The organism is Pontibacter aquaedesilientis (genome assembly GCF_014773225.1).
In the GTDB taxonomy this organism is placed as follows: Bacteria; Bacteroidota; Bacteroidia; order Cytophagales; family Hymenobacteraceae; genus Pontibacter; species Pontibacter aquaedesilientis.
Map to the genome: position 1 here is coordinate 780,700 of NZ_JACXAJ010000002.1, position 15,296 is coordinate 795,995.

Annotated in this window: 3 protein-coding genes; all 3 read right to left on the reverse strand. The window is 48.2% G+C overall.

From position 1 onward, the window contains the following. Positions 1 to 53: 53 nt before the first annotated feature. A complete protein-coding gene (locus H9Q13_RS17990) occupies positions 54 to 4,067 on the reverse strand; it encodes a T9SS type A sorting domain-containing protein (RefSeq protein WP_224744155.1) in 4,014 nt (1,337 codons plus the stop codon). Positions 4,068 to 4,937: 870 nt separating this feature from the next. Beyond that, positions 4,938 to 9,392 (reverse strand): T9SS type A sorting domain-containing protein, encoded by a 4,455-nt coding sequence (locus H9Q13_RS17995; RefSeq protein WP_224744156.1) that lies wholly within the window; start codon positions 9,390 to 9,392, stop codon positions 4,938 to 4,940. Between the two features lie 421 nt (positions 9,393 to 9,813). Next, positions 9,814 to 15,006 carry a beta strand repeat-containing protein gene (locus H9Q13_RS08430; RefSeq protein ID WP_191183307.1) on the reverse strand — a complete coding sequence of 1,731 codons (5,193 nt, stop codon included), beginning with the start codon at positions 15,004 to 15,006 and terminating at the stop codon, positions 9,814 to 9,816. Positions 15,007 to 15,296 lie beyond the last annotated feature (290 nt).

Genomic DNA, 15,296 nt, shown 5'->3' on the forward strand with positions numbered 1-15,296 from the left:
AAAGTCGGCAGCCATTTCCGGCTGCCGACTTTTTTTCATGATTCTGGCTCTGATTAGTTTCTGATGAGCTTGGTTGTGGACTCCATGCCATCACTCACAATTTTCAGGAAATACATTCCGGACTGCAGCTGCTGCAACTGCAACTCCATGCTGTTTACACCGGCTTCCAGTTCAAGGGTCTTGCGAAGCACCTGTCTGCCATTCATGTCATAGATGACCATCTCTGCCGCCTGTTTCTGTGGTGCGGTCAGGGTTAGTTTTACCATGCCTGGGAATGGGTTCGGGTATACCTGCGTGGACAATTCGCTTGCAAGCCCTTTCGCATTCACGGCGATCACCTTGCTGTAGGCAAATTCACCGTCAAGGTCTACCTGCTTGAGTCGGTAGTACACAGTGCCCTGTACCGGTGTCCTGTCTGCGTATTCATACTTATTCTCTACGCTGGAGGTACCCTTGCCTTTTACGGTGCCAATCTTTTCGAAGGACTTCGCATCCGCACTGCGCTCAATCTCAAAGCGGTCGTTGTCCTGCTCAGAGGCTGTCAGCCACTGCAACGTTGCCTGGTTGTTACGGACGGTAGCCGTAAAGTACACCAGTTCGACTGGGAGCGGGATGATGACAGGTGAATTCTCGAGAATTTCCAAAGTCAGTGTGATATCTGTGGTAGCGCCTGTGACGTCTGCCAGTCTTACGGTGAATGTATAGAGACCTGTGACCAGTGCATCCGGATTCACAACGAAAATATCGCCGTTGGTGGCATTGAGGCTTACACCTGGAGGTAGCGAACCAGCCAGAAGAATGGCCGAAGCTATACCGCCATCAGAATCACTTGCCACGGCTAGCATATCGTTTGGAATGTACTCATCACGGTATTTAGGCGGCATAATTACATAAGTCGAAGGGCAATTTACGGTAATTGTCATCTCGTCGACTGAAGTGGCTGATGGTGAGCCGCTGCAGGCAGTGGTAACAGTCCAGCGTAAGGTATAGGTACCGGTTTGCAACCCTCTTACAGTAGTCGTCTGACTATTAGGATTAATGATGGTGGCACCTCTTGGGTCCCCTACAAATTCCCAAATCCCTGTTCCCGGGTCTGGTGACACAGCAGCCGAAATAATAACATCGCTGCCACACACGGTACGGTCTTCGCCTGCATTAGCCACCCCAGCGTCGTTAGTTACTACTATCGTGGCATCCTCTAATATTCTGATCGGTTGCAGGCAGCTTCCGCCGGTTACTTCTGCATAGAAAGAGTAGGTTCCAGGTGTGTTGAGCACTCCTGTAGAAACGACCCTGACTTCCCCGTTGCCAACTAGATTATTCGCGATTTGGGTAGTGACACCGCCAGGCGCCACTCTATACACACTGTAACGATAAGTTGAATTTGCCTGGGTTGATAAGAAAAGATTGGCTGCCCCACCCACACAGACAGAGGTTGTAGGAGTAAAGAAAGGCCTGTCGATAGCTGGTCCGGAGATGGTAGCAGTGTAGCGCCCTGGATCGGTGAAAGTACAGCTGTTTGCCGAGTTGATTATCACGACACCATACGAATTGCCAGAGTTGATCGCACCTGTAGAGAGTGTAATCGCACCACCGGTACCACTCACGGCTGTACCCACCAGAGCGCCGGTTGCTTCGTTTACCAATTGATAGGTATAGCCAGTAGCAGAAGGCATAAGCTGCACGTTTACAGTCGAGCCTGCGCATACATTGCTAGAAGATGGGGTTAAGGTATAATTGATAGGAGGCTGAGGTAATATGGTGCGCGTAATGCTTTCGTTAAGAATAGCCTCACAACTCTCCGGAAGGTTAGGTCCCTGACTGCCCGTTATTCTCCTGGCTCTAATTCTTAGCTCAATATTTTGGTTGGTGCCAGAGTTATTTGCTATCGGTCCTGATATCAAAGTAATAGCTTCTCCTGTACCTAAGACTGAACTTCCGCTAGTGCTGCCGTCCGGTAAGATAATGGTATATGCCACGCCCGTTTGTGAGGACGCCACGTTGATCGTAACAGGTGTGCTGCCGCCACAAATTGTTGAGGCCGAGCTGGATGTTACTGAAAAAGATGTAGTGAGCGGATTGCAGTCAACAAACACACTTTCTGCTGGTTCGCTCGCACACTGGCCGGTTATAGTTTGAGTGGCCGTTACCTCGGCGCCAGGAAACAATTCTGTTGTTGAAAAACCAGTTAAGCTCCAGCTTCCGGAAGGAGGGATTGTAATTGGGGTATAGGGGGTGCCATCTATGTATACTGTGAGCTGCGCACCGGCTGTACCTGTACCCGTTATAGTTGTAGAACCTTCGGTGATCGGACCATTAACGGCAAGTCCTTCTGCAGAGGTTTGTGGTGTTGCTGTAACGGGCGCGGAGTCCACACTTTGGCTGCTATTAGGTGCTGTAGCTCTGGCTGTAAAGGCTATTCCTTGCGGAATCTCAAGTCCGCTCACAGTCCAGAAGCCCGCCTGATTAACCATGGCAGGAGTGCCTACGGCTATTCCGTCTGCATAAATCTGAATTGAAGTGCCCTCTGGCTCAGTGGACGTTCCAGACACAGAGGTCGTTACGCCGCAGTATTCACCCGTAATAACGGGAGGGGTAGACTGGCAAGTGACTACAGTCGCAGAAGAGGATTGCCCATAATAAGCAGAAGCAGTTCTGGATCTTACAAAGATAACATCACCTTGCTTAAACCCTAAGTTACCTGTAATGGTCCAAGCACCCGCAGCATCAGACTGAACGGTGTAGGCATTGTTAGAGGTTGTCACAAGGTTAACAGGTCGATTATTTAGAAACAACGTTACAAAGGCACTTGGTGCTGTCGTGCCAGAAATAGAGGAGGTTGTAACACATAATGGCGATGTGCCGATCGTTGGCGGGGTGCTAGTGTTGTCTGCTAAACCATTATTGAAAGGGGTAGAAGGGTTAGACTCACAGCCTGTTCCGATTTGCTGGGTTGCGGTAAATATACCGTTCCCGACACAGTTATTGTTGCCTGAACCGCCCCCAGGAGGGCAAACAATCAAAACCCATAGGCCTTGAGCATTGGCTACAGTAGACTGTGCACCTGTAGAGGTCGTAACCAATACACCATTGCGGTATACGCGAACTACGGCTCCAGGCGCAGCTGTGCCGTTGATTTCTCGTCGGGGAGAATTTAAGCCTGTGATGGCTGGAGGAGGAGTAGTGCAGACTGCAGCTGTGACAATTACTGTATTTGAGGTTGCAGAAACAGGACGTCCTGTTGCAGTGGCAGTAGCTGTGATTTGATTTCCTGCTGCTAGAGTCGTGCCTGAGGGCACAGTAAAGATCCAGGTACCTGCCGACGTGACGGAAGTCGTACCGAGTGTTGTGCCATTGCGAAGCACCTGAATGATAGTGCCGGCCGCTTCACGGGATGTGCCTCCGATGGTTGTGGCGCCTGCTGTAATAGGTGAACTGATGATTGGGGGGAAGGTTCTTATTTCGCCTACTTCATCTGCTACAAGGTCATTGAGTGTAGTTGGAGGGAATGTGGTAATAATGTCTCGCCAGGCAGCCAAGGCATCCTGGTTATAACTGAGGAAGTTGACGCCTGCCACATCGGCCACCTGCGTGAGTTCAATTAATGCGCTCTGCCCACGGTTTACAGTGCTGCCTACCATGCGCAGCGGTGTTGTAGTTGTAATTTGCCCACCAAATGCGGATTGAGGCACATAAAAATCAATGAAGTAATCTGGCGTTCCTCCAGCGGTACTGGCTGCTACTGCTCTTTGCGAAAACTGGGTAGCTGCGCCTTCTAAAATTGTTTGGCGCGTTGTGCCTGTGTGTTGAATTAATCTGAAATTAAAGCCTGAGGCCAGTACTAGCTCATATTCAAAGCCAGGGTTAGGCCCCGTACCTGCGAAAGTGTTGTTGGCATCAATCAGGACACTATAGCCACGCTGGGAAGTAGAAGCGCCTCCCACTCGCATCCGAAACATCAAATGCTGCCCGTTGTAATAGGCTTGTAAAGGAGAAGGACTTACAAAATCTGTATGACCGTCAGATGCCCCGTTTTTTACATCACCTACTGGTTCTGTGCCTAACATAGGCAAAGTACGAAATGGTATCTCGCTTATGCCATCTCCTATGTCATTTGTACCAGAGAAACCAGAAGCTGTCGCAGATATATAATTATCTTGATTGGGGTCTAAAATAAGCTGCCCGCCACTTCTGGCTTGTTGTGTAATAAGGCCGGGAGTCTGTGCGAATGCGGCCTGGATTGTGAGCAAAGACAAAAACACCATCCCGATGAGGCGGTGTAGTATCCTTCCTTTTGTATATCCTTTCATACGATGAAGTAAAAGTGTTCTATATATAAATAAGTTAATATTGTAAGCTAATTTATGTTCCGGATTAGAATGAGTTAAGTTCAATTATTAACTTATTCTAAGTGGCGAATATTTACTTATACGACAGCTGTATGAAAAACTATAGTGTACAATTTTTAAATTAAATTTGGCTTTAGTAATAAGGTGACTTATAGCACCATAAGAATTTATGCTATATAGAATATAGGTTATTTTAATATATAAGGCCTTTTGAGAATCAAATACTCGATAACTGTAGTTGGAGTCTTGAAGTTTGATTACTCAGCTATATTTCGGGTACTCTTATGTGATGAGGAAATGATTATATTATAAATATGTAATATAGGATGTACTTGTGTTTATTGAGTATTAATAAAGTTCAATAATATAGAAATGTGTTTGCATGATTGATATATAGAATAAATGCATTTTGATTTAACTTGGTTTAATGCCTTTGTGTAAAAGGCTAATCATTTAAAAAAGCTGACTTAATATTATAGTCAGAGCGCCTTCAATATGATAGAGGGGGAGAGCATTTAAACAGCTTGTAAAATGACAGAGGCAGCTTGGAAAAGCTGCCTCTGTCAAATTGAAACAAGTTATTGATTATTAGTTCTTTAAAATTCTGATAGCAGATTCTGAATCAATACTCGTTATTTTAAGGATATAAAGTCCTGACTGAAGGTGTTGAATTGGAATTTTAAGGTTATTGATACCAGTTTTCAATTCATGTGATTTGCGGATTACTTTACGACCATTGATATCATATAGGCTGATTTCCACATCTTGGGTGATCGGTACTGAGATTGTGACATTAAGTTGGTCTGATACTGGATTAGGATAAACACTTATACTTGTTTCATTCGCTAAAGACTTAGCTGATACCGCCAATACTTTGCTGTATGCAAATTCCCCATCGGAGTCAATTTGCTTGAGGCGGTAATAAATCGTGCCCTGTACCTGAGTGCGATCAGTAAACTGGTATTTGGATTTAAGGCTTGTAGTGCCCTTGCCGCTAACCGACCCGACTTTCTCAAATTTTTTCGCATCCAGGCTACGCTCTATTTCAAAACGGTCATTGTTCTGCTCTGAAGCCGTAAGCCACTCCAACTCTACTTGATTGTTACGCACAACAGCAGTGAAATAAACCAGCTCGACTGGAAGCGGGACGATAGTTGGAGATTGTCCATTTATCCTTAAATTTATCGGGCTGTCGGTCGTAAATCCCTGGGCGTCGGTCGTTCTGATGACAAAATCATAAGTTCCCTGAATAGGCTGTTGGTTCTGCCTTACGACTATGTTTCCGTTCGGCTGTAAAAGCGCCCATGCAGGAAGTGTATTCCCTATAGAGACGACATTCGTTATACCTCCATCACTGTCGGTTCCAGTCGCTAATATATCTCCGCCCCTGTACTCGTCTGCATATTTTGGCGGAGTAACAATGTACTCCGCAGGACAGTTGATGGTAATGTTGACCGAACTGGCTGTTATAACCGGATCTGTTTGTCCGCAAACAGTTCTGATCGTCCAGGTAAAAGTATGTACACCCGAGGGCAGGTCGGTTACTGTGGTGCGTGGGTTATTGGGCTCCGTAATTGTTCCTCCTGCCGGGCCTCCCGTTTTCGTCCAGGTACCTATGCCAGGCGAGGCATTATTGGCGGCGAGCGTCACAGTGCCGCAGGCAATTCGATTTGTGCCCGCATTGGCCTGAACAGGTGTAGAAGAAGGCGTAGCTGACACCTCTGTTAAGAGTTTGACAGGAGTGGTGGCACACCCTCCTGTTACCTCCACATAGAAATTTCTGAAACTGGTAATGCCGCCATTGTACGTGGTTGTTCTGGAAACCACATCTCCTGTGCCTGTAAAGCTCGTCCCGATGGCTGTACCGGTATTATCACGCACAGTATAGGTATAGGCACTATTAAATTCGGTCGCAACACGAATAGTAACTTGCTCACCAGTGCAGGGCGAAGGTTTGTCGATTGAGACTGACTGCTGGAGCCGTGGACCTTGGTTAACAGTAACGGTGGCTGTTCTGTCGCTTTGAGAAGTGCATGAAGGGGTACCCGAAGGAGTAATCAATACACCTAGATTTGTCGTCGCATAAAATACCTGGTTGGATACCAAGGTGATGTTAGCTGTAGATGATGCTGTAACAGCTGAACCAATCGTAGCGCGCGTGTCCAGGTTAATGAGCTGGTACCTGAAGCCGACAGAAGGGCCATTAAGCGTTACATTGGTAGTGACCGAAGAGCAGCCCGTAGAACTGGAAAGTGAGAGAGAAGTTGGTTGGGTCGGTGCGGATGCCACTGTCACTGTTTTGTTGCCTCCTATACCTGTTGTTGGGGAACAGGTGCTGCCAGGCACCAATGCTCTCACTGATAATGTGGTGGTAGTAGCAGTCAATGGGCCAGATGTCAGGGTTATCGGGCCACCCGTACCCAAAACAGAAGCACCAGTCGGTACACCATTGTTAGTGATCGCATACGATACACCCGGTTCTGAACCGCCCAGCGTAACGCTTACAGTGCCATTATAGCAAATCGAGGCTGGACTCGGGCTTACTGTGGTAGTATAAGAAGAGGTTAAAGCACGGCACTGTACTGTGGTGGTGATCGGAGCACTTGGGCAGTTAGAGGTTGCTGTGCTGAACGTGGCTGTCAACACAGCTCCTGGAAATATTTCGCGTCCACTTAAACCTTTAAGCTGCCAGGTTCCTGATGAGGTAGTGTTAACTGGTGGGTATTCAGTGCCATCTACATTTAGCGATACCTGGTAGACTATGGTGCCTGTGCTTGCCGGGCCAGTCCCTGAAATATCCACTAGATCTGCAGTAGAAGGAGGTGCCGTTACGGTATTGATGGTAAACGTTGCTCCTGTAGGTATGGCAAGTGGTAATGGGCTAGTCACAGGATTAGAATTTACGCTTCGCACTTTTCCAGCTGCTTTGGCACGGGCTGTAACCACGGTGCCTGCTGCTATACCGCCACCTGCAACACTTGAAAAGCTTGCTACCCAGGTGCCTTGTGTAGTAACAGTCGCGGTGATCGGGGTGGAATTGCCGCTTTGTGTAACCACGGTTCCATTTCTCTCGCCTTGCGTGCCTCCGGTGTAAAATTGCAATACCGTACCTGAAGCCTCTGAAGAGGTTCCTGAAAGCGTCGTGATGCGGCCACAAGCAGGAGTGTTGATCGTGGGGGCTGTGGTTGTGGCCTGAACTGTTAGTAGATTGGATGCGCTGGAGTATGAGTTGGGACAAGTTGTTTGCGCGCCTCCACTTAGTGTAACGCTTGTCCTTACATTAAGGATATCTCCTGATGTCAGGGTAGATGTTAATGAGGCTGGCAGGTCAATAGCCCAGGTTGTGGTGCTGGTATTGAATGGAACAGTAACTGTTGTTGGGCTTCCATTTCGGAATACTACTATATCACCTGCAATAGATGTGGTGCCTATCGATAATGTACCAGCAATTCTAGTAGTGTTTATCGGGATTTCATTCCAAGTGGCATTTGAAGCGCTATTCTGTGTAACACCATTATATACTACGCTTGTTATTTGTACGGTTTGTGTATTTACGTTAGGTTGCCCGTTTCTAAAACAGATTTGGTTTGACCTTAAAGATTCACAGCCCGATATAGCGCCACTGCTCAAAGGGGTGGTCGTGGCAAAAAAACTGTTCTCAGGTATATTGATCACAGGTGTTGTCCAAGTGGCACCGGCTGCTGCTGGGTTTATATCTACAGAAGTTAAAGCGGTAGAAGGGGAACTGGTTGCATATATCCTGATCCGCTGACTCCCAACTAGTGGGGTAGTCCCGGTGAAACTTCTATTCATGTTTCCACTGCCTCCTAATCCTGTTATTGTCGGAGCAGGGGTAGAGGTACACAAACCCGTACTAACCGTAACAGGAGCTGACAACGCTGAGGTGGTTTTGTTAGAAGGCGTAACCCTGGCTGTAATAATATCGCCAGCAACCAGCAAAGTGCTTGACAGGCCTGGTAATGTCCAGGTGCCCGTAGAAGTGACTTTAGCGGTACCTATGCTGGAGCCATTTCTGAAAACTGTGATATCGGAGTTTGCAGCTTCAACAGAAGTGCCTGAAATAGAATTACTGCTAGCCTGGATCAGTGAATTGACAACCGGAGGTGTTGCTGCTATTTTGGGGAATTCGCCAGATTGAAGCTGCGTTAAATTTGTTGCCGGAAAAGTATTGATCAAGGCATTCCAGGCGCGTTGTTTACTGAAATCATAGGAAGCAAAATTCACCCCACCTACATCTGACACCGAACCTGTAATGCCACTTTGTGCACTCGTGATAGTTATACCTGACATGCGAAGTGGCGTGCTTGCAGTCAATAAATCCGGACCCGTTGTTGGGAAAGCCGAAAGAGGTACAAAAAAATCGTAAAAATAGTCCGGGTTATTGCTGAAAGTTGATGCTGCTACAGCTCTCTGAGAAAACTGATCAGCCGACCCAGACCAAAATTTAGCGCCACCTGAAGGGTTTCCTCTGTGGTCATATATGCTTACTTCAAAATTAGAAGCCAGCACTACCTCAAACTCAAATCCAGGGTTAGGTGTCGTGGCTGGGTTGCCGCCCGCCACCAAATCTCCAAATTTATTATTGGTATCAATTAATATGCTATAACCTTTCGAGGCTGTGGAGGCTCCGCCCAACCTTATTCGGAACATAAGATAGGTGCCGTTGAAATATGCTGCAATAGGAGAACCTGTGGAGCCAATGTCAGCTGCTGATACCAGGTCGGTATGACCACCAGTAGAGCCGGTAGACAAGTCGCCGGTAGGCTCATTAACCAAAGCCGGGAATGGGCGATATGGGATTTCGCTGAAGTTTGCTCCTTCGTCCCGTACAGTTGCAAAGCCAGGGGGAGTGCGCGGTACTGAAACATAGCCGTCCAGATTAGGATCTAACACAGCTTTGCCGTTACCTACTGCAGGGTTGTAAATAAGACCAGGTGTTTGAGCCGCTACTTCAAAAAAACTGACACTAAAGAAAAGGAAAACTAAAAGTGAGGTGAGGTACTGGTAAAATTTTACTTTCATGTGGACTTTTGTTAAATCAATATATGCCTGAATTGCATTAAAGTACATGGGCAAGTAGAGGATATATTGTACTATATATGTATTAATTAATTTTTAAATCTTAGTATATATACGGATGTCTATTATGTTAAATACGTGCAAATGTATGTATTTAATACTTATGTACTGCTTGAGTTGGGTTTTTGTTGGTTAATTATTGTGCGAAAAACACTCAGGAATGATCATTGAAATTGAACTTAAATTTGGTGGGGTTTTTGTAATAAGTCGTTTATATTCTAAATTTATTCGAAAGAGTTTTGTTTGAAAAAATAGGTCAGAGTTGAAACGGCTTATTGAGTTATCATATAGTTAAGCTTCATTTATAACAAAAAACGCAACCCATATGGGTTGCGTTTTTTGTTGCAAACAGGTGAAGTGAAAATTAATTTTTAACAATGCGAGTACTGTGCTTCATATCCTTGCCTTGAATACTTAGGATGTAAACACCCGACTGCAGGTGATTCACACTAACTTCGAAGGTGTTGATGCCTGGTTCTAGATTGATCTGCTGCTGAAGCACTCTCCTTCCACTCACATCGTACAATGCCAGTTCTGCTGACTGGGCTGCCGGAACTGAAATGGTAGCTTTCAGAATGTCAGATGCCGGGTTTGGATAAGCTTTCAGGGCTAGTTCGTTTGTAATGCCCTGGGCTGAAATTGCTACAACCTTGCTGAATTCAAAAGTACCATCGTAGTCTACCTGTCTTAAGCGGTAGTAGCTGACGCCTGCCATTGGGTTTTTATCCGTGAAGCTATACTTGTTGACTACGCTGCTGGTGCCTTTGCCCGTCACTACGCCAATTTTAGTGAAGTTGCGGCCATTCGTGCTGCGTTCAACATCGAAGCGTTCGTTATTGAGCTCCGATGCTGTTTGCCACTGCAGCAGCACTTGGCCGTTCTGTAAAGTGGCTTTGAATAGTGTCAGCTCTACAGGAAGTGGAGTGATTCGCTGCAATGTGATAGAGTTCGTCAACATAACGCTGCAGCCTGAAGTAGCGTTTTGAGCACGCACGGTGTAAGTCACACTTTCTGAAGTTACCTTTTCAGATACGAGCACGATATCACCGCCATTTCCCATTACAGGAGAACCAATGTTTCTGTCTTCTATCATTAGTTGGTAAAGAACATTCACTTCGGATTTAACGACAACCAGGTTCTGCGTACCGTCCGTGTTTTGGCTCGATGTCTCTACGATCTCTAGATCCTTAGCAGGAAATCTATTTACGGTAATAGTCACATCATTGCTCATCTGACTGCTGCAGTTGGTAGGCGCTGTACCTGAGGTGGCCTGCACATAGTAGGTATAACTTCCCGCTGTGTTCAGAGCCGGCGTCTCCAGCGTGATCTGGCCGCCTGTGCCCGTCACGGCAGTGCCCACCGCGCTGTTGTCAGATTTGTTGCGGAGCTGGTAACTTACATTGGTCTGTGAGCTGCTCACGTTGATGAATGCCTTCGAGCCAACGCATACCTGGCTGTTTTGCGCTGTTACAGCATAGGCCGTAGGGTTAGGGTTCACCGTGATGTCGGCGGTGTTTGTCAATGCTATAGTACCGCAAGAAGAGCTAATGGCATTCACCCGGATCCTCTGGCTAGTCGTGAGCGAGTAGGAGGTCAAGGAGATCTCACCGCCCGTGCCTGCCACCGCGTCGCTCAGATTAGCCGTGTTGGCGTCGTTGCGCAGTACATAGCTGATGCCGAGCTCTGAGTTGCTTACTCGGATAATGGCACTGCTGTTCTGACAGATCGCCGATGCGGCTGCCGACACTGCCAATGTACTGTTAGGCGTTCTGTTCACCGTGATGGTAATGTCGCTGCTCACCTGGCTGCCGCAATTGGTAGGGGCAACGCCTGTGGCCTGCACGTAGTAGGTATAGCTGCCTGCTGTAGTCAGGGCCGGCGTCTCCAGCGTGATCTGGCCGCCTGTGCCCGTCACGGCAGTACCCACCGCGCTGTTGTCAGATTTGTTGCGGAGCTGATAGCTAACTTTCGTCTGCGAACTGCTCACGTTGATGAACGCTTTGGACCCGGTGCACACCTGGTTGCTCTGCGCTGCGGCCGTGAAGGCCACTGGGTTCGGGTTCACCGTGATGGCAATGTCACCGCTCACCTGGCTGCCGCAGTTGGTTGGGGCAACGCCTGTGGCCTGCACGTAGTAGGTATAGCTGCCTGCTGTAGTCAGGGCAGGCGTCTCCAGCGTGATCTGGCCGCCTGTGCCTGTCACGGCAGTGCCTACCGCGCTGTTGTCAGATTTGTTGCGGAGCTGGTAGCTTACGTTGCTTTGCGAGTTGCTTACGTTAACAAAGACCTTTGAACCGGCGCACACTTGGTTGCTCTGCGCCGCGGCCGTGAAGGCCACTGGATTAGGGTTTACCGTGATGTCGACCGAGTTGTTAAGCAGCGCTGAGTTGCAGATAGAACTTCCGGTGTTCCTGGCCAACACGCGTATTTTCTGGCTGGCAGAGAGCGCATAAGAGGTCAGGGAGATTTGATTGCCCGTTCCTGTTACTGCGGCGCTCAGGTCAGCGGTGTTGGCGTCGTTGCGCAGTACGTAACTGATGCCTGGCTCTGAGTTGCTGATGCGGATAATGGCGCTACTGTTTTGGCAGATCGTTGATGCGGCTGCTGTAACTGCTAGGTCATTGGCAGGTGCTTTGTTTACTGTAATGGTCACCTCGTTGCTCATTTGGGTACCACAGAACGTAGGTGCTATACCTGAGGTAGCCTGCACATAATAGGTGAAGTTGCCCGCTGTGGTCAGAACCGGCGTCTCCAGCGTAATCTGGCCGCCTGTGCCCGCCACAGCAGTGCCTACTGCGCTGTTGTCGGACTTGTTGCGAAGCTGGTAGCTTACGTTGCTTTGCGAGTTGCTTACGTTGACAAAGGCTTTGGACCCGGTGCATACCTGGTTGCTCTGCGCCGCGACTGTAAAGGCAGAAGGGTTCGGGTTAACTGTGATATCAACCGAGTTGTTAAGCAGAACGGATCCGCATATAGGGCTTTCTCCGCGCATTGCTGACACCCGAATCTTCTGGCTGGCTGTAAGCGGGTAGGAGGTCAGGGAAATGTCAGTGCCCGTGCCCATCACTGCTGAGCTCAGGTCAGCCGTGTTGGCGTCGTTGCGCAACACGTAGCTGATGCCAGGCTCTGAGTTGCCGATTCGGATGATGGCGCTACTGTTTTGGCAGATAGCCGACGCGGCAGCTGTCACTGATTTCGTTCTGTCAGGTATTGTGGTCGAGCATTGCACCATCACACTGTTGGAGGCGGCACTTTCGTTGGTGCCAATAGTACCAGAAGTGGCTGTCAGGATACCACCTGCATAAAGCAGTTTCTCGATGTCGCTTCCGCTAAGCCCCTCAATGGTCCAGTTTGTTGATGTGGATCTTACTTTGCCTAAATAGAAGCCGTCTATGTACAGATTGATATCCGTATTGGCAGGCCCGGTGCCTGAAACTGAAGTGGCTCCTTCTGTATAATTTCCGGTGATAACAGGTATAGCCGGTGCTGCAGTTACCGCGCTCACGGTCACTGAGTTGGATGCAGAACTGACACCCTTGCCCGCAGCTGTTGCTGTAGCTGTAACTGTATTGCCGGTGGCTAAAGTCGATGATGAAATACCACTTAGGGTCCAGTTGCCAAACGAATCCACAACCGGGCAAGAGGTACCGCAAATGGATGTACCATTACGCATAACCGTGATCACAGTGCCGGCAGGTTCTGTGGAAGTGCCTGATATGGAAGTTGCTCCTGCTCGTATGGGGCCATTTACAATTGGTGCTGCAGTGATCTCGCTCACAACAGTACGCTGAACGGCAGAGCGTGCAGAGGCACATTCGCCTGCAGAAACAGCAAGCACGTTTACGATATCGCCAGCTTTAAAAACCAGGTTCGAAACCGTCCAAGTGCCAGTGCTCGACGCGACAGTTCGGTTGGCATACGTGCTGTTGATGAGGACTGAAACCGTAGCACCAGCAGGTGCCGTGCCATTAAGGCTTGATGTGCTTGCCGTGATTGTGCTTTGTGCCAGGGTAGGCGCAGCGGTATTAGTTTTTGTTTTGATACAAATATCGTTTGATCTCGCAGAGGCACATTTATTGTTTTCGAAGAGCACGGCATAGTAAGAACCTGCGCCTAAATCTCCGCTACCAGCGATACAGCCCTTGCCAGAGTTCGGGTTTGTTGCGCCTACTCCATCGGTGCAATTCCAGCCCCAGGTTCCATTGGCACTTACAGGTATGTCCGGTACACCTGCAGCAGGTGCTTCCGGTTCTCCCACTTTATAAATACGGATAATGCTTCCGGCTGCCACACCTGCCGGTACGGTGCCGATAAAGCCTTTGTCAGAACTATCGGTAATGGTGGGAGTTGCACTTCGGTTACAAGTAAACGAAGGAGCATATACAACGGCTTCGTTCGATAAGTTGGAAACCGATTTGCCTGAAACGGTGGCTGTGGCTGTCAGTTTATCACCGGCAACTAGTTCGCTGCCAGTTGGCAAGGTATAGGTCCAGGTGCCGTTGGAGCCGACAGTTGTAGTACCCAGCATCACACCATTTCGGTAAACTGTAATAGTTGTTCCTGCTGGCTCCGAAGATGTACCGTTTACTCTCAACGGATTGGAGGAAGTGGACGTGCCGCTCGTGTAAGTTCCGGTGATGACAGGAGCATTAGCCCGAATAGCCGGGAAATCGCTAGAAGAAGAAGTGTTTAATGGCGAGGCCACCACATTCTGGATAATGTTGGTGAAAGCAGCCGCATAGTTGCCGGCGTATAATCTGTCGTCTATGCCTCCCACATCCGAGATAGGACCGGCCAAGGCGCTGTGTTGCGCACTCATCACGGTGTTTGCCACCATACGCACCGGTGTGCTGGCTGTAAAAGACGGTATACGGCTGGTAATTTCTGAAAAGGGGATATAGAAATCGTAAAAGTAATCTGCACTACCGCCGTTGGTAGTATAGGCAATCGCTTTCTGGGCATATTGGTCATAAGGCAAGTTCACCAACTGCGAGCCAACTGCCGGAGAAGATACGCCATCGACGTTATACAGGCGAACCCCGAAACCAGTTGCCAGTACAATTTCTACCTCAAAACCAGGGTTGGCTGCGGTATAGTTCGGGTCGGCATTCGGCCCTGTGTTACCAAACTTGTTGTCTGTGTCAATCAGGATGCTGTAACCCTTCGAATTGGGTGCTATACCTCCCAATCGGAATCGGAACATCAGGTTACCATTAGAGAGGTAGGTATAAACCGGATCCACGTTGCCGAACAGGAATGCGAAATCGCTGAAGCCGTCGGTCGGTCCACGCAATAGGTCGCCCAGTACTTCACCAGCAGGCAGAGGCAAGGCCTTGTAGGGGATTTCACTTTCCTGCACATCATTAAATTTGAAGCCCGGAGGGGTGGCAGGGCTGGAAACATATCCGTCTCCGTTAGGGTCCAATACCGCCTTACCTGCTCCCAAGGCAGGCTTGACAATAAGGCCTTTGGTTTGTGCGCTAAGCTGTAGCGTTACTAAAAGGGTGAGTAAGAGACCAACCAATGTAGCTCTGACAATAGGTAAAATTTGATTCATACAAAAAGGTTATGGGGTTCAATGCTTGACTTTTGCACAGTCAATGAATTGATAGAGATAAGTCTAGCTCTGCATTGTCAGGAGGTCAATTGTGACTATTGGAAGAAAAATAAATGCCATAAAATAAAGGCCTGTCAAGGGGATGGTATTTTAATGCAATTTTGTGTGTAATATGTTGGTAATCAGGTGTGATTTTTTTTCCAGGAAAATTTGGGGCGTACCCAAAAGGCTTATGGGTTCACAGAAAGGGGATTGGGTCATCCATTAATTGGAATTTTTATCCCAATAAT